This is a genomic window from Paenibacillus glycanilyticus, assembly GCF_023715145.1.
GTDB lineage: Bacteria > Bacillota > Bacilli > Paenibacillales > Paenibacillaceae > Pristimantibacillus > Pristimantibacillus glycanilyticus_A.
On sequence record NZ_JAMBNP010000012.1, the window covers coordinates 59861 to 77048 of the forward strand.

At 52.2% G+C, this 17188-nt stretch carries 16 protein-coding genes; 12 read left to right on the forward strand and 4 right to left on the reverse strand.

From position 1 onward, the window contains the following. The first annotated feature begins 38 nt into the window (after nucleotides 1-38). The 3 genes from M3194_RS25265 to M3194_RS25275 all read left to right on the forward strand — a co-directional run bounded on the left by M3194_RS25265 (nucleotide 39) and on the right by M3194_RS25275 (nucleotide 3686). Nucleotides 39-2231 carry an alpha-galactosidase gene (locus M3194_RS25265; RefSeq protein WP_251656869.1) on the forward strand — a complete coding sequence of 731 codons (2193 nt, stop codon included), beginning with the start codon at nucleotides 39-41 and terminating at the stop codon, nucleotides 2229-2231. Nucleotides 2232-2388: 157 nt separating this feature from the next. Then, nucleotides 2389-3000 (forward strand): hypothetical protein, encoded by a 612-nt coding sequence (locus M3194_RS25270; protein ID WP_251656870.1) that lies wholly within the window; start codon nucleotides 2389-2391, stop codon nucleotides 2998-3000. 11 nt (nucleotides 3001-3011) lie between these two features. Next, nucleotides 3012-3686 carry a VOC family protein gene (locus M3194_RS25275; RefSeq protein ID WP_251656871.1) on the forward strand — a complete coding sequence of 225 codons (675 nt, stop codon included), beginning with the start codon at nucleotides 3012-3014 and terminating at the stop codon, nucleotides 3684-3686. Here the strand turns inward: M3194_RS25275 and M3194_RS25280 are convergent. Continuing rightward, complete coding sequence (locus M3194_RS25280; RefSeq protein ID WP_251656872.1) at nucleotides 3680-4528, reverse strand: helix-turn-helix domain-containing protein; 849 nt, start codon at nucleotides 4526-4528, stop codon at nucleotides 3680-3682. The genes M3194_RS25275 and M3194_RS25280 overlap by 7 nt on opposite strands. Nucleotides 4529-4651: 123 nt before the next feature. Here M3194_RS25280 and M3194_RS25285 point away from each other — a divergent pair, with 123 nt between their 5' ends. Both M3194_RS25285 and M3194_RS25290 read left to right on the forward strand, forming a co-directional pair. Then, the gene (locus M3194_RS25285; RefSeq protein ID WP_251656873.1) at nucleotides 4652-7060 is read left to right on the forward strand and encodes a glycoside hydrolase family 2 TIM barrel-domain containing protein; all 2409 of its coding nucleotides are present in this window, start codon (nucleotides 4652-4654) and stop codon (nucleotides 7058-7060) included. A gap of 42 nt (nucleotides 7061-7102) precedes the next feature. Beyond that, the gene (locus M3194_RS25290) at nucleotides 7103-8182 is read left to right on the forward strand and encodes a glycoside hydrolase family 172 protein (protein ID WP_251656874.1); all 1080 of its coding nucleotides are present in this window, start codon (nucleotides 7103-7105) and stop codon (nucleotides 8180-8182) included. Nucleotides 8183-8237: 55 nt separating this feature from the next. Here the strand turns inward: M3194_RS25290 and M3194_RS25295 are convergent, their stop codons facing one another. Further along, on the reverse strand, nucleotides 8238-8642 hold the full coding sequence (locus M3194_RS25295) for a cupin domain-containing protein (protein ID WP_251656875.1): 405 nt from the start codon (nucleotides 8640-8642) through the stop codon (nucleotides 8238-8240). 318 nt (nucleotides 8643-8960) lie between these two features. On the opposite strand from M3194_RS25295, the gene htpG reads away from it, so the two are divergent. From htpG to M3194_RS25310, 3 genes are all read left to right on the forward strand, one after another. Then, nucleotides 8961-10841: a molecular chaperone HtpG gene (htpG, locus tag M3194_RS25300; RefSeq protein ID WP_251656876.1), complete on the forward strand. Its 1881-nt coding sequence runs from the start codon at nucleotides 8961-8963 to the stop codon at nucleotides 10839-10841. 191 nt (nucleotides 10842-11032) lie between these two features. Beyond that, nucleotides 11033-12553, forward strand: coding sequence for an aldehyde dehydrogenase (adh, locus tag M3194_RS25305; RefSeq protein ID WP_251656877.1), 1521 nt, complete (start codon nucleotides 11033-11035; stop codon nucleotides 12551-12553). Between the two features lie 15 nt (nucleotides 12554-12568). Continuing rightward, nucleotides 12569-12940: a DUF779 domain-containing protein gene (locus tag M3194_RS25310; protein ID WP_251656878.1), complete on the forward strand. Its 372-nt coding sequence runs from the start codon at nucleotides 12569-12571 to the stop codon at nucleotides 12938-12940. Between the two features lie 64 nt (nucleotides 12941-13004). Here the strand turns inward: M3194_RS25310 and M3194_RS25315 are convergent, their stop codons facing one another. Beyond that, nucleotides 13005-13208: a hypothetical protein gene (locus M3194_RS25315; RefSeq protein WP_251656879.1), complete on the reverse strand. Its 204-nt coding sequence runs from the start codon at nucleotides 13206-13208 to the stop codon at nucleotides 13005-13007. 156 nt (nucleotides 13209-13364) lie between these two features. Between M3194_RS25315 and speD the strand changes: the two genes are divergently transcribed. The 4 genes from speD (at nucleotide 13365) to M3194_RS25335 (ending at nucleotide 15946) form a co-directional block, all read left to right on the forward strand. After that, complete coding sequence (gene speD, locus M3194_RS25320; RefSeq protein WP_251656880.1) at nucleotides 13365-14174, forward strand: adenosylmethionine decarboxylase; 810 nt, start codon at nucleotides 13365-13367, stop codon at nucleotides 14172-14174. 151 nt (nucleotides 14175-14325) lie between these two features. Then, the gene (locus M3194_RS25325; RefSeq protein WP_251656881.1) at nucleotides 14326-14814 is read left to right on the forward strand and encodes a CYTH domain-containing protein; all 489 of its coding nucleotides are present in this window, start codon (nucleotides 14326-14328) and stop codon (nucleotides 14812-14814) included. Between the two features lie 12 nt (nucleotides 14815-14826). Further along, entirely contained in the window at nucleotides 14827-15420 is a 594-nt protein-coding gene (locus M3194_RS25330) for a P-loop nucleotide/nucleoside kinase family protein (protein ID WP_251656882.1), read from the forward strand. Then, entirely contained in the window at nucleotides 15404-15946 is a 543-nt protein-coding gene (locus tag M3194_RS25335; protein ID WP_251656883.1) for a hypothetical protein, read from the forward strand. Before M3194_RS25330 ends, M3194_RS25335 begins: the two co-directional genes overlap by 17 nt. 65 nt (nucleotides 15947-16011) lie before the next feature. On the opposite strand, the gene M3194_RS25340 is transcribed toward M3194_RS25335, so the two are convergent. Continuing rightward, nucleotides 16012-17061, reverse strand: coding sequence for a LacI family DNA-binding transcriptional regulator (locus tag M3194_RS25340; RefSeq protein ID WP_251656884.1), 1050 nt, complete (start codon nucleotides 17059-17061; stop codon nucleotides 16012-16014). Nucleotides 17062-17188 lie beyond the last annotated feature (127 nt).

Genomic DNA, 17188 nt, shown 5'->3' on the forward strand with positions numbered 1-17188 from the left:
ACCAACCACTTTTATCCCCTATGAGGAGGAACACGAGAATGGCTATTTTATACGATAAGGAACTGCGTTTATTCCATCTGCAATCGAAGAATACAAGCTACGCTTTTCAGATTCTGAAGCAGGGCTATCCCGCTCACATTTACTGGGGCAAGAAGGTAAGAGGCCTGCAGCTTGACCGCCTGCTTCAAATTAAAGAAAGAGCATCGTTCAGCCCGAACCCGGATCAGAACCAGCTGAATCTGTCGCTCGACGCGCTGCCGCAGGAGTATCCTTCTTATGGAGCTACCGACTTCCGTACGCCGGCCTACCAAGTAAAGCTGCCTAACGGCTCGACGATTCTTGAACTGACGTATGATTCCCATGTGATCTACGACGGGAAAAAGAAGCTGGAAGGCTTGCCGGCCGTCTATGTCGAGTCGGATTCGGAAGCACAAACGCTTGAGCTGAAGCTCAAGGATGATATGACCGGGCTGACAGCGGTATTATCCTATACCGTCTTCGAGAATCATGATGCGATTACGCGTTCCGTGAGGTTTATCAATGGCGGCGATATGACGCTTGATCTGCAGCGCGCGCTTAGCATGAGCGTAGACTTCGTCCATGACCGGTTCGAACTGCTGCAATTGTCGGGCGCATGGGCGCGCGAGCGATATGTTCACAAGCGCAAGCTTGAGCCTGGCATGCAATCGGTTGAGAGCCGCCGCGGTTCCTCGAGCCATATGCAAAATCCGTTCCTCGCTCTGCTAAGCGAAGGCGCTACAGAAGATCACGGCGATGTTTATGGCGTTAACCTTGTGTACAGCGGCAGCTTTATCGCCGGCGTAGAAGTGGATCAGTACCATTCGTCGCGTTTGTTTATCGGCATTAATCCATTTGATTTTAACTGGAAGCTGGAAGCCGGTCAGGAGTTCCAAACGCCGGAAGCGGTTATGGTCTTCTCGTCTGAAGGTCTTGGCGGCATGTCCCGCACTTACCATGAGCTGTACCGCACAAGACTGGTCCGCGGAGAGTTCCGTGACAAGACCCGTCCGATCCTCGTTAACAACTGGGAAGCGACTTACTTCAACTTCAACGCGGATAAAATCGAAGCGATCGCAACGGCCGGCAAAGAGCTCGGCATCGAAATGTTTGTCCTCGACGACGGCTGGTTTGGCAAACGGAACGCGGATACCACGTCGCTTGGCGACTGGTTTGTTGACCGTAACAAGCTGCCGAATGGACTTGAAGATCTGGTTGATCGCGTGAAACGCCTGGATATGCAATTTGGCCTGTGGTTCGAGCCGGAAATGATCTCGCCGGAGAGCGAGCTGTACAAAGCGCATCCTGACTGGTGCCTCCATGTGGAAGGCCGCCGCAGATCCCAGGGCCGCAACCAGCTTATTCTCGACTTCTCCCGTCAGGATGTTAGAGACTATATCGTGAAGACCGTATCGGATATCTTGTCGAGCGCGCCTATTACGTACGTAAAATGGGATATGAACCGCAACATGACGGAGATTGGCTCCGCTCTCCTGCCGGCAGACCGCCAGCGCGAGACGGCTCACCGCTACATGCTGGGTCTGTACGAAGTATTGGAGACGATCACGTCGTCGTTCCCGCACATCCTGTTCGAGAGCTGCTCGGGCGGCGGCGGACGTTTCGATCCGGGCATGCTGTACTACATGCCGCAAACCTGGACCAGCGATAATACCGACGCGGTATCCCGTCTGAAAATCCAATACGGCACCAGCATTGTCTATCCGATCAGCACAATGGGCGCCCATGTATCGGCGATTCCGAACCATCAGGTTGGCCGTAAAGCCTCTCTTGAGACTCGGGGCAATGTCGCCTTGTCGGGCAACTTCGGCTACGAGCTGGACTTGACTGTATTTACGGAAGAAGAGAAGGAAGCCGTGAAAGAGCAGGTTGCTCTGTACAAAGAAGTGCGCCCTTTGGTGCAATTCGGCGACTTCTACCGTCTTCTCAGCCCGTTTGAAGGCAATGAGACGGCTTGGATGTTCGTGTCGAAGGACAAGAGCGAAGCCTTTGTCGTGTATGTATCTGTTCTTCAAGAAGCAAACGCTAAGCTGGACCGTATCCGCCTGAAAGGCCTTGATCCAAACCGTGATTATGAGCTTGTTGGCGAGGCAGGTGCATTTGGCGGCGACGAGCTGATGAATGCCGGCCTGCAGACGCCATTGTTCCATGGCGATTATTCGAGCAAGGTTTACCGTTTCCGCGAAGTAAAATAATGTTCAAAGATCCTGAGGGGGCGCAAGTCCTTTCGGGATCTTTTTTATATCAAAAAGAGTTTGTATAAATTTGCGGGCTAAGCATATGTATATGGCGGGGAACGAGTACAATGGAAGGAAGAGAATCGATCAATAACCGAAGGAGGTTATGATGAGGGTGAACATAAATATTCGCAGCTATTCGCTTGACCGGATCTTTACGATCAAGAGCCTGACGGCACTGCTGATTGCTTTCATGCTGACTCCTTTGCTGTTTACCTTGCATGCCGTGCTCCAGAAGCGGTATTCCCAGTCCGTTATGGAGGACCGCATTCTCTCGCAGAGCGGTTACCGGATTACGAGCCAGCAGCAGGCGGTTAAGCTGGATTTTCGAATCGATCCCAAGTACATCCCCAAGAAGCAGGGTGAGGTGTTTCAGCTCCACGAGGTTATTTATAACCGCAATCATACGAAAATCTATTTGGAGACGGTTGCCTGGTACAACCCGCCTAATAATTCTGACCATATCTATATAAAGCTTAAGTTCGAGCCTACCTATCTGTACGGCAAAGGAAGCTTTGTCACCGACACGATATTTAATGAGGATAATACTTATAGCCAAGTAATGTTTATGCCCCGATATTATGCCGACGATGGCAGCCTGCTGCCGATTAATGACGGGAACAGCAGCCGCGATGTCTTTATTCCTGCGGAGCAGCTGGAGGGTTTGGCAGGAGGGGTAACGCTGAAGTTCGAAGGATTTAACCTGGTGAAATACGAGCGGGAGTAGGAGGCGGACACGTGATCATTCAGCATTTAGAACTATACACGCATGTTTTGGAGGAGCAGAAAAGCTTTTATGCCCGGGTGCTTGGCATGCCAATAACGAAGGAAACGGCGGATTCCTTCACCGTCCGGGCCGGATATACGCGATTAACGTTTAAACGGGCTAATGAAAGACGCATCTATCATTTTGCCGTTAATGTTGAGGAGAATAAGCTGGATTCAGCGGTCGGCTATCTAAAAGCAAGGATTCCGCTGCTGAGCGATGGGGCGCAGGAGATCTTTCGTTTCGAGGACTGGAATGCACATGCCTGTTATTTCTACGATGCCGCTGGCAATATCGTCGAATTTATCGCGCGGCATAACCTCGCGAGCCACTCGCCCGGAGCATTCTCCATCCAAGATCTGATGGGGATCAGTGAGCTTGGCATGGCGGTGGAAGCTGTTGCGGACACGGTCCGGTATTGCTCGGAAGAGCTGGGGCTCGCGCCTTGGCGCGGCAACGGGACAACCTTTCAGCCCGTCGGGGACGAGCATGGCCTGTTTATCGTTGCGACGCAGGACCGTGCATGGTTTCCCACGCAGGACCGTGCGGAGGCAGCTCCGTTCTCCATAACGATAGCCGGGCCATCTGAACGGCAGGTTACCATTCCCGGCTATCCCTATGAGATCATCATCTCCGGCTCTCAATGAAATTGCTTCTTGTATTCGCTAGGCGGAATGCCAACCGTACTGCGGAAGATCCGGCTGAAGTAGAGCGGATTATCGTAGCCGACAACGGCAGCGACCTCCTTCACGTGAAGCGATGATTCCGAGAGCAGCTTTTTCGCTTCGTTCATCCGGATCTCGGTTATATATTTCATCGGCGTCATGCCGGTTACTTCCTTAAACTTATGAATAAACCGGAATACGCTAAGGCTGCACTCTCCGGCCAGATCGGCGATGCTTAAGCTTTCGCTGTATTTCTCGTGGATAAAAGCGATCATATGATTAATGTCGGGATGCCGGCCTGGCGTTCCCGGTTCATCGGCTGCTTGCAGTCTTCGGCCAACCAAGGTGAGCATCTCGAACAGATAAGCGGCTGTTAATGGGAGGGCTAGCGGCATATGGCTGTTTAATTCTTGTATGATTTTCTTGAACAGGGCAATCACTTCATCCATGATCCCAACCGTATGAACGGACTGCTTCAGAAGACCAAATTGCTGCAGGTAACGATGGGCGTCATGTCCGGTAAAATGAATCCAGTAAGCCTCCGTGCCATCCTCCGCATTGTAGCTGTAATACTGCGGCTGACCAGGGGTATAGATAACCAGGTTTCCGCTTGCTACCTCCATCGTTTCATGGCCAATATGGAACGTTCCTTTTCCCTGCGTAATATAGATCAGCTGGTAATCCACCCTGCCTTGATCCCGGCTGCGAGATAAGCTTTTTGTCAGCAGCTTCTGATAACCGCACCAATTAACGGCCAGAAACTGTTCTTTATTCTCAATGCCATATTCCTGCCAGCCGTGCGCATCGCCGGAAATACTGATCAACAGACTCACGCTCCCGCAACAATTTTGTGTATGTTTACAGCAATTTGATTCATTCTATATTCCCTATTATAGCTCTATAATCTAGGTGAATCGCAATTTTGTGAATGCGAAAGGGGTAAGCAGATGAACAAGGGGCGTATCATTAAAAATATCAATTTGAATTGGAAATTTCATAGAGGTGATGAGCCGCGCGCCTGGTATAAAGGCCTGGACGATTCTAATTGGCGTCAGGTTACTCTTCCTCACGACTGGTCGGTCGAAGAGCCGTTCTCGGAGGAGCATTCCAGCGGGACGGGCTATCTGCCCGGCGGTATCGGCTGGTATAGGAAAGCGGTAAACCTTCCTTCAGACCTCCAGGGAAAACGCGTCTACATCACTTTTGAAGGCGTTTACAATAACTCTCAGGTATGGTGCAACAGCTATTATATCGGAAAACGTCCTTACGGCTATAGTTCTTTTACGTATGATATAACGGATTTTGTTGCATTTGGAGACCAAGATAATGTGATTTCGGTAAAAGTAGACCATAAGGATATCGCCGATTCCAGATGGTTTACCGGTTCCGGTATTTATAGGGATGTATACGTGACGGTTACGGATCAGGTTCATATCGATACTTACGGGGTGTTTGTCACCACGCCTGTCGTATCGGAGGAGCAGGCTGAGGTGTCCGTCCAAGTGAAAATAGCAAATGGTTCGGACAAGGATGAGTCCGTGCAAATTCGGAATGTCCTTCTGGATCAGACAGGGCAAATTGTTCAAACCGTGAACAGCATCGTCACCGTGCCGGGCGATTCTGCAAAAGATACGGAGCTGACGCTTATCGTTGCCAATCCGAAGCTATGGTCGCCAGGCAGCCCTTATCTCTACACGGTAAGGACGGAGGTCAGCAGAGACGGCGAGCTGATCGACCATGTCGAGACTCCGGCCGGGATCCGCTGGTTCGACTTTGATCCGGCGAACGGCTTCAGCCTTAATGGCGTGAATATGAAAATGAAAGGCGTATGCGTTCACCATGATGCAGGCGGCTTAGGCGCTGCCGTTCCGGCAAAGGTATGGGTTCGCAGGCTGGAGACGCTGAAGGAATTGGGCTGCAACGCGATCCGGATGAGCCATAATCCGCCGGCCTCCAATCTGCTGGATCTATGCGATCAAATGGGCTTCCTTGTTATTGACGAGGCGTTTGACGAATGGGAAGGCGTGAAGAACAAATGGTCGACGGGTCATAACGTGTATCCGCCGAAGCACTTTGGCTATTACGAGGATTTCCCTCAATGGGGCGAGATCGACTTGAAGGAAATGGTGCTGCGCGACCGCAATCATCCGTCGATCATTATGTGGAGCATCGGCAATGAAGTGGATTATCCGAATGACCCGTACTGCCATCCTTATTTTGAAACGATGACCGGCAACAACGATGCCAATAAACCGGCTGCGGAGCGTCAATACGATCCGAATAAGCCAAACGCGGATCGTCTTGCGGTTATCGCCAGAAAGCTTGCGAAGGCGGTCAAGGAATGCGATACGACAAGACCGGTTACGGCAGCGCTTGCTTTTCCGGAGCTGTCCAACCTGACGGGTTATGCGGAAGCGCTCGACATTGTCGGCTACAACTATAAGGAGCATCTGTACGAGGAGGATCTCCGGAAGTTTCCGGACCGGGTTACTTACGGCAGCGAGAACGGCTCCAGTCTGCAGGCATGGCTTGCCGTCCGGGATAATGATGCGATAAGCGGGCAGTTCATCTGGACCGGCATCGATTATTTAGGCGAAGCCAAAGGCTGGCCGGTGCGCGTAGCCGGAGCCGGGTTTATGGACACGGCGGGATTCAAGAAGACAAGCTATTATTACCGCCAAAGCTTATGGAGCGATCAGCCGGTTGTTTTCCTTGCCGCGATCAAGGCAGAGGATTCCGAGAAGGGCTCGAGAAGATGGACAGGCGGCGTGCCGCATTGGAACTGGGAAGCGGGAGAGCGGATCAAGGTCAGCTGTCATACGAACTGCGATGAGGTGGAGCTGTTCCTGAACGGCCGCTCTCTTGGCGCGAAGAAGCTGGCGGATGCGCCGGAATTGTACCTGACGTGGGAGACCGCTTATGAGGAAGGAACGCTCGAAGCGGTAGCGAAAGGGAAAAACGGAGCAAGCCATACCAGCACGCTTAGCACGGTCTCGGAGCCTGCTCAGCTGCAGCTGAAGGCCGATGCTACCGAGCTTCATGCCGATGGGTTGGATATTGCGCATATCGAGATTCAGGTGGCTGATGCCGATGGCCGTCCTGTTTATCTGGCGGATCACCCAATCGCGGTGAGCATTGAAGGTCCCGGAGAAATTATCGGGATGGAAAATGGCGATATTCAAGACCTGGAGCCGTACAGCTCGCGGGTTCGCAAAGCCCATCGCGGCAAGCTTCTCGCTTACGTGAGAGCAACAACAGAGGCGGGAGAGATTGTGGTGACCGCAGCAGCGGATGGACTCCAATCCTCGAAAGTAACCATTAAAGCCATTGACGTCACGGAAGCCGTAAACGCATAAGCAGGCTTACAATTCATATATCCAGGGAGGCTACTCAATAACATGAACGCTTTTAACGGATTAGGTATGGGACTTGGCAATTTGGCAAGAGTTTCGAATGCGGTATCGAGATCGATATCCCCGGAGAACTTTACGGGCGAGAAGGGCAAAGGCGCCATGGCGTCTGAGGGTACGGGCGCTCAAGCGGCCCGTGACCTTGGCGTTGGCTGGAAGGTCTCGCCTTCGGTCAAGATTGAAGGTCATCAGGAGTTCACGATGGGGGTTATCGACGGGCCTGGCGTCATTCAGAATATTTGGCTGACCTGTCCTCATCAGGCGGTAAGATCCCTTATCTTCAACATTTATTGGGATGAAGAAGAGAATCCGTCGGTAAGTGTGCCGGTAGGGGATTTCTTCTGCAACGGCTGGGGAGAACGCGCGCTAGTTAATGCGCTGCCGATCTCGGTTAATCCGGCGGGCGGCTTCAACAGCTATTGGGAGATGCCTTTCCGCAAGAAGGCTCGTATTGTGATGACCAATCTGTCGCATGAAGCTACTTTCCTGTATTACCAGATTAATTACACGCTGACGGAAATTCCGGATGATATGGCTTATTTCCACGCCCAGTGGCGCCGGAGCAATCCGGTTAAATATATGGATGTCCATACGATTGTTGACGGGATTAAAGGTAAAGGGCATTACGTCGGCACTTATCTCGCCTGGCAGGTAAACAGCAACAACTGGTGGGGGGAGGGAGAACTGAAGTTCTTCATGGACGGCGACAAGGAGTATCCGACGATATGCAGCACGGGCACAGAGGATTATTTCGGAGGTGCCTGGAACTGGGATATGAACGGGCAGTACGTGACGTATTCCACGCCGTTCCTCGGCATGCATCAGGCGATTAAGGCCGACGGCTTGTACAAGGCGAATCAACGCTTTGGCATGTACCGGTTCCATGTAATGGATCCGATCCGTTTCGAGGATGATCTGAAAGTAACGGTGCAGGCGCTGGGCTGGCGCTCGCACGGACGTTATCTGCCGCTGCAGGACGACATCGCTTCGGTGGCTTACTGGTATCAGCTTGAGCCGCATGTCCCACATCCCCCGACTCCAACCATTGATGAGCTGGAGATTATCTAGGTCGTAAAATAGGAAGCTGGCCTCAGGTCTTTGACTTTGAGGCCAGCTTTTTCTTTTATGCGAGTTCGGATTGATAACGTTTAAATAGCGTCCGCATAGAGTTTGGACTTCGGTCCGAGGTGGCATGAATCGCCTGAATCAGCTCGTTGATGCGGTATGTCATCATGAGGAGATAACGTGCCGGCTCCGCCTTTGGGTTCCAGTAGGTATGGGCACTCCCTCGGGGAGCCAAGACGCAGTCACCGGCTTTAGCCTCTACGATCTGATCGCCAATTCGAAAGCCTAATGTTCCCTCAAGCACGTACCACGCTTCATCATCCTCGTGATGAATGTGCAGCGGGGCGATCCATTCGGGCTCCGTTCCTTCCGCGCAGCCTTCTGCCGTCCATTCGGCAATGACCAGATTGGATCGTTCGCTTGACAGCAGGTGTCCGGCTAATGGAGATTGAATAATCGTCATAACTTCTTGCCCCTTTCTAGATTAGAGATAGCTTATTTTCCGAACAAAGGAATTTAGATGTCTAAGCTTTGAACTAGTATGTCTATTATATCGAAATGAGGAATGAAGCATTGTATCGGTATTCCAAACGGTCAGATTTCAGCAAAAGATCAGACGGCAACGGCTATTCACTGGAATAGGAGAGAATTTGATAAGTCATTTTCCGTATCTTAGTTGACACTCAAAATCCAGATATTATATAGTTAGAGCAAGGATTAGCACTCTGACTCATAGAGTGCTAACGTAATCAAACGATATTGGAAGGGGAACATCACACGAATGGAAAAGCAACAGTTCAAAGCGGAATCGAAACGGCTGCTGGAGATGATGATCAACTCCATTTACACGCAGCGCGAAATTTTCTTGAGAGAGCTTATCTCGAATGCCAGCGATGCAATCGATAAAATCTACTACAAAGCTCTAACGGACGATACGCTGGTATTCAACAAAGAGAGCTATTACATAAAGGTTACTGTCGATAAGGCTGCCCGCACGCTGACTCTGTCCGACACGGGTATCGGCATGACAAGCGAGGAGCTGGAGAACAATCTTGGCGTTATCGCGAAGAGCGGATCGCTCGCTTTCAAGAAGGAGAATGAAGCGAAGGACGGCCACAACATTATCGGACAGTTCGGCGTAGGCTTCTACTCCGCGTTTATGGTGGCGGACAAAGTCGAAGTCATCAGCCGCGCACTCGGCTCGGACGAGGCCTTCAAGTGGGAATCGGAAGGCGCGGACGGCTACTCGATCACAGCTGCGGAGAAAGCATCGGTGGGTACGGACATCATCATGACGATCAAGCCTAACACCGAAGACGACAACTATGACGAGTTCCTGGAAGAATACCGCCTGAGAGCGATCATCAAGAAATATTCCGATTTCATACGTTACCCGATCAAGATGGATATGAAGGGCCAACGGCCGAAGGAAGGCAGCGAAGGCGAGTTCGAGGAATACCAAGAGGAACAAACCGTCAACAGCATGGTTCCGATCTGGCGGAAAAACAAAAACGAGCTGACGCAGGAAGATTACGATAACTTCTACTTCGAGAAGCGTTACGGCTTCGACAAGCCGCTGAAGCATCTCCATATCAGCGCGGACGGCGCGGTTGTCTATAACGCCATTCTGTTCATTCCGGAGAATACGCCATTCGATTATTACACGAAGGATTTCGAGAAGGGCCTTGAGCTTTACTCGAACGGCGTCCTCATTATGGACAAATGCGGCGACCTGCTTCCGGATTATTTTGGCTTCGTCAAAGGGATGGTGGATTCCGAGGATCTGTCGCTGAACATTTCCCGGGAACTGCTGCAGCATGACCGTCAATTGCAGCTTATCGCGAAGAACATCAAGAATAAGATCAAGAGCACGCTGCAAAGCCTCTTGAAGGAAGAGCGCGAGAAATACGAAAGCTTCTACACGTCGTTTGGCCGACAGCTGAAGTTTGGCGTATACAACGACTACGGCGCGAACAAGGATACGCTGCAGGATCTGCTCCTGTTCTACTCGTCGAAGGAGAAGAAGCAGGTTACGCTTGATGAATACGTAGCGCGTATGCCGGAAGACCAGAAGTATATCTACTACGCATCAGGCGAGTCCATCGAGCGTCTGGAGAAGCTGCCGCAAGCCGAGATTGTAACGGACAAAGGCTACGAACTGCTCTACTTCACGGACGATATCGACGAGTTCGCAATCAAGATGATTAACGCGTACAAAGACAAGTCGTTCAAAAACGTCTCGAGCGGCGATCTCGGTATCGAAGCGGACGAAGCGGATAAACAAACCGAAGAAGAAGTAAGCGAGAACAAGGATCTGTTCACGTCGATGAAGGAATTCCTCGGTGACAAAGTAACGGGCGTCAAAGCTTCGAAACGTCTGAAGTCTCATCCGGTCTGCCTGTCTTCCGAAGGCGAAGTGACGATCGAGATGGAGAAAGTGCTGAAGGCAATGCCAAGCGGCCAAGATGTGAAAGCGGACAAAGTGCTCGAAATCAACGTTAACCATGACGTGTTCAAAGCGCTGAAGGATGCTTACGCAAGCGATAAAACAAAGCTGAATCTCTACACGAATCTTCTGTACAACCAGGCGCTTCTTATTGAAGGCTTGACGGTGCAGGATCCGGTGGAGTTTACGAACGATATTTGCAAAATCATGGTGTAACCGCCGCACTAAGCGGTAACGCAGACAACCGGCCAAGGATATTCCCTTGGCCGGCTTTTTTGCGTCTTCGTTCTAACACTAACCTGCCATGCATAGGCTTGTATCACTATGGTAGCGTTTTCGTGGAACTGCGCGTCGAAATCTATCAATAACGCTAGCAAGCTACTTTTCGAAAAGGAGATGGTTAGCCCATGATTTATGCTGAGCCGGGTAAGCAGGATTCGAAGATTACGTTCAAGAAGCGGTACGATAACTACATAGGGGGAAGATGGACGCCTCCAACGCAAGGCCAATATTTCGAAAATGTTTCCCCCGTGAACAACGCGGCCTTCTGCGAGGTAGCCCGTTCCACCTCCGAGGATATTGAGCTTGCGCTGGATGCGGCGCATGCGGCAAAAGCCGCCTGGGGACGGACGTCGGCTGCGGAACGCGCCAATATCCTGAACAAGATTGCAGACCGAATAGAGAGCAATCTGGAGATGCTTGCCGTTGCGGAGACCTGGGATAACGGCAAGCCGATCCGTGAATGCCTGGCAGCGGATCTGCCGCTTGCGATCGATCATTTCCGTTATTTTGCCGGCTGTATCCGGGCGCAGGAAGGCTCGCTCAGCCAGCTCGACAACGATACGGTTGCTTACCATTATCATGAACCGCTAGGCGTGGTTGGTCAGATCATCCCGTGGAACTTCCCGCTGTTGATGGCTACCTGGAAGCTGGCCCCGGCGCTTGCCGCCGGCAACTGCGTGGTCCTGAAGCCTGCCGAGCAGACTCCGTCGTCGATCTGCGTTCTGATGGAGTTGATCGAGGATTTGCTGCCTGCAGGCGTTGTTAACATCGTTAACGGCTTCGGGCTGGAGGCGGGCAAGCCGCTGGCATCGAGCAGCCGGATTGCAAAGATCGCCTTCACGGGCGAGACCACAACCGGCCGGCTCATCATGCAATATGCCTCCCAGAATCTCATTCCGGTTACGCTGGAGCTTGGCGGCAAATCGCCAAACATCTTCTTCGAGGATATTATGGCGAAGGACGATGCCTTCTTCGACAAGGCGCTCGAAGGCTTTACGTTGTTTGCGCTCAACCAAGGCGAAGTGTGTACCTGTCCGTCCCGCGCGCTCATTCAGGAGTCGATCTACGACAGCTTTATGGAGAAGGCGCTGCGGCGGGTTGCTTCGATCCGTCAAGGCAATCCGCTGGATACGGAAACGATGATCGGAGCTCAGGTGTCCACCGAGCAGATGGAGAAAATCTTAAGCTATATCGACATCGGCCGCCAGGAAGGGGCGGAATGCCTGATTGGCGGAGGACGCGCGGGGCTTGCCGGCGATATTTCGCAGGGCTATTATATTCAGCCGACGGTGCTTCGCGGGGATAACAGCATGAGGATTTTTCAGGAGGAGATCTTTGGCCCCGTTGTAGCCGTCACCACCTTCCGTTCGCCGGAAGAAGCGCTGGCGATCGCCAATGATACGCTGTACGGGCTTGGCGCCGGCGTATGGACGCGGGATATCAACGCGGCGTTCCGGATGGGCCGTCAGATCGAAGCGGGGCGCGTCTGGACGAACTGCTATCATGCTTATCCTGCGCATGCGGCGTTTGGAGGCTACAAAATGTCCGGCGTTGGCCGCGAGAACCACAAGATGATGCTGTCTCATTACCAGCAAACGAAGAACCTGCTCGTCAGCTACAGCCCTGATGCGCTGGGCTTCTTCTAAGAGGCCCGCCGGCTTATGGCAGCGGAATCCGTGCTGAAGGTGCTTGCGACGGACAGCGCGCTTGAACTGATCGGGCGGCTTAGGGCCAAGTATGGCGACGTCATGTTTCATCAGTCGGGCGGATGCTGCGACGGCAGCTCGCCGATGTGCTTTCCGATCGGCGAACTCCTAATCGGCGAGCAGGATGTGTTGCTTGGCGAGATTGGCGGCGCCCCCTTTTATATGACCAAAGCGCAATACGAGTATTGGAAAAACACGCAGCTGATCATCGACGTTGTCCCCGGGCGGGGCGGGATGTTCTCGCTGGAAGGACCGGAGGGACTGAGATTCCTGACGAGATCCCGCGTCTTTACTGCAGGGGAGCTGCGAAGCTTGGGTCTGTTGTGAATTTAAAACGGTCTCTGCTTTGCCTGAATCAGGCAAAGCAGAGACCGTTTTTCGTAGGGTGCGTTTAGTTTTCCAGTTCCTCGTCTTCTTCATAGGCGCCGACGCGGTAATCATCGGTCTTCTCGCCGTCTTCCCAAATCTCGACGAACAGCGCGTCGCAGTTCTCGAAATCCTCCGGATTCAGCGCCTGCACTCTTTCCTCGTCGTCACCGACGTATACATTCTCCATCCCGTCTTCCGTGAACGAGACAACGACATAAATTTTCATTGCTGCTGGCCCTCCAATGCAATTCTTTATTGAAGCAGTATACCATAAACGGCTTATCTCGCACCTGCCTTAATCAAGAGATTATGGCCATCATTTGAATCAGTCCCGGAAAAATGGGTAATAGTAGTGGAAGAGTTAGGAACGGGGGGATTGAAGGTGAAGTTTACGCCCGAGCAGCGGATTACGCTGCATGGTTTTAACAATTTGACGAAGTCGCTCAGCTTTAATATGTACGATATCTGTTTTACGAAGACGAAGGAAGAGCGCGAGGCTTACATCGAATACATTGACGAGCAGTACAATTCGGACCGGCTTACGAAAATCTTAAAGCAGGTTGCCGACATCATCGGCGCGCATGTGCTTAATATTGCGAAGCAGGATTATGTCCCGCAAGGCGCGAGCGTCACGATACTGGTCTCGGAAGGGCCAATCGTTGAGGTGCCGAACGAATCGACGTATGACGAATCGCCGGGACCGCTCCCGGACAATGTTGTGCTCCAGCTCGACAAAAGCCATATTACCGTTCATACGTATCCCGAATACCATCCGAGTGAAGGAATCAGTACCTTCCGTGCCGACATCGACGTTGCTACCTGCGGAGAAATCTCGCCGCTTAAGGCGCTGAATTATTTGATTCATTCGTTTGACACGGACATTATGACGATTGATTACCGGGTGCGGGGGTTTACGAGGGACATTAACGGCAACAAGCTGTTTATTGACCACGATATCAACTCGATCCAGAATTACATACCGGATGAAGTGATCGATCAGTACGATATGATTGACGTGAACGTGTATCAGGAAAATATTTTCCACACCAAATGCAAGCTGCGGGAATTCGATCTCAATAACTACCTGTTCGGCTATACGAAGGACAAGCTGAGCATGGACGAGCAGATCGAGATTACGGAGCGTCTGACGGACGAGATGTACGAGATCTTTTACGGGAAAAATATTAAATGAGCTTACGGACCGGGGGAGGAAGCATCTCCCGGTTTTTTGGCGCGTCCCGCTGACCTATACACCGGCATGAAACGCGATTCGTCGCCAATAGATGGCGAAATCGCCTTATGGTATGATAAAGCAAATTCATGTTTATGGGGGAGAACCATTTATGGCATTAGAGATTGAACGCAAATTTTTGCTGGCGGTACCATATGAGCAGCTGGAGGGCCGGATTCAGGTCCGCTCGGAGCAGCGGATTGAGCAGACGTATTTGGCACTGGAAGCCGACCAGGAGCTGCGCGTACGCCGGATTACGGACGTGGGCAGCGGCGAAGTGACGTATACGCATACGTTTAAGAAGGGCTTTGGCATTAAGCGCGAGGAAGTCGAGTATTCCATAAATGAGGGACTATATGAGCAGGTCGTGAAGGCGTTTGGAGCGGTGGCTCTAACGAAGAACCGCATTACGGCGGATTGGAACGGTATCATCATAGAGATCGATGTGTATGACCAGATCCAATTAACTGTGCTTGAGGTGGAATTCGACTCCGAGGAGGCGGCGAATGCTTTCGCGGCACCGGACTGGTTCGGCCAGGACATCAGCAGCTCGAAGGAGTACAGCAACAAGACCGTCTGGAAGCAGCTGCAGCAGAAGTAGGAGGCGGATTAGATGCGTAAGCTTGTGTTTTTCGTAGGCGGCGCGGGCGCGGGGAAAACTACGCTGGCTAAAGCGCTTGCTCGCAAACGCGGCGTGGCGGTATTCGATATGGATACGATGCTGCGGCCTGCTGCCGTGCAGATCATGACGGTCGCGGGGCTGGATCCAAATGACCGCGATTCGGAAGAATATAAGGTGCTGTGCCGGGATCTGGGCTATCGGATTACGATGGATGCAGCGCTTGAGAATATTGATATAGGTACGGATGCCTTTGTTATCGGACCTTTCACGAAAGAGATCGGAGATCCGTCCTGGCTTGTGAAGGAATTGGCTTCCGTTGGCGCCTCTGTGCAGGATGTGGACGTGAAGGCGGTTATGGTCTATTTGCAGAATGACCGGCAGCATTACAGCCGGATCGAGAAACGCGGGCTGGAGACCGATCAATACAAGCTGGAGCATTGGGAGTCCTTCAGCCGTTCGCTAGCGAAGAAAACGCTGGCTTGGGAGCTGCCGGAATCGTCGGTACTGTATTACGATAACTCTCCGGCAATGGAGGAAGAGGCGCTTCAGCGGCTGGAGAGGTTTGTGTATGGCGATGTTATTTGACCCGACCATCTTTGATAACCTGAAGATCGCTTTGGAAAACCAGCTGTATGATTTGGACAACCTGGATGAACGGGTGAGGATCGTTAATCGCGTGGACCGTCTCGATATGGCCGTCATGTCGCGCGAGTTCGCGCTGCAATTTATCCTGGCCGGAGGCGAGCGGTCAAAGCGGATTATTGGCGAGATCCGGCTCGATACGTCACTCCGCGATTTGGCGGCCGAGCTGCTGGAGCTGCAGGAGGGCGATCCGCCGGGCTGCAGTCTTCGCCTGCTCTTCCATCTGAAGGTGACGGATGCGGACGCGCATTGTCCTCGAATTGAAGCGGCTCTGCGCGGGCAATGGGGAGCGGAACTGTCGCTCACCCAGACGCTTTGCTTTGTCTACGGCGGTGAACGCGGCAGCGGGAATTACAAGAACACGGTGGAGCTCCGCTTCAACCGCCGGATTGACGAGGAGCAAATGAATGATTTGCCCGAGCTGCTCGAGCATATGATGCTTACGCTCGAGGTACTGGAGCGGCTGTAGCCTTGAATAGAGGATGGATGAAACGAGTGGCCATGCATGATTCATGCTGGCCGCTTTTTTTATGCCTATCGTCCGTTCGGAGCTCCTTGGCTGTCTCGGAGCACAACCGGACCTGTCGAACCTCTGACAAGCAGCCGGGTAGACAACAGCGTCTCCGTGCGCGGCTGCTCGGAATCGTTAAGCCGGCTGATCAGCTTCTCGACCGCGCAACGCGCGTACAGCTGAAGATCGACATCTACCGTTGTTATTGGCGGGGTAGCAAGTCTGGAGAGGTAGCCGTTGTCGAAGCTGACGACGGAGATATCCTCCGGCACATTCATTCCCATCTGCTGCAAAGCCGAATTCACCATAAAGCCAAACCCGTCGTTGACGCAGAACCAGGCGGTCGGCAAATCGGCCATTCCCTCGAGCAACGATCGAATTTCCCCGCTTTCTTCCTTCGCCGTGGTTACGATCCATTGCTCTTTAAGTTCGATCCCCAGCTCAAAAGCTGCCAGGCGCATCCCTTCGAGCCTTTCGTAATAGCTTGGCGAGATGCGGATATTCCCCATGTATCCAATGTCCCGGTGCCCTAAACCGGCCAAATGACGGATCGCTTCGTATGCGCTGAACCGGTTGTTGGTCAGTATAGAGTCGGCCGCAAGGTCGGGGTGGTGATGGTCAATCAGTATGGAAGGAATGCCGGTCTCGAGAACCGCGCGAATATAAGGCGTCGTTATATGAGACAAAATGAGAATGCCGTCTACGGCGCGCTGCTGAATAAAAGGCGGCAGCGTAAGGGAGGCTGCGTCCTCCGGGCTGATGGACTGAATAATGAGCTCCATGCCCCTTTGTTTCAATTCCTTATCGACGCTGAGATATATGTCGCCAAAGAAGCTCTTCATGGAGAACGCATAATTGGAAGCGATCAAGGCAATCGTACGAGGACCCGAATATGTCGAATTTGGCTGTTGGGCCCTCTTGCCGTACACATAGCCCATATCGTCGGCCGTCTGCATGATCAATCGGCGCGTCTCATCGCTTACGCCCGGTTTGCCGGTGAGCGCTTGAGAAATAGAATTCTTGGACAACCTTAGTTTATCTGCGATATCCTGCATCGTAGTTTTTCTGTTCACAAGGTAACCTCCGTTGGAATTTGGGACTGCGACAAGTGCAAAATGCCCAAATAAAGCTGGTTGTCTTTCATTGTTCCCGTTCCTCGAAAGAGTGTCAAGCAAGCTCTTCATGAATTGGATGAGCGGA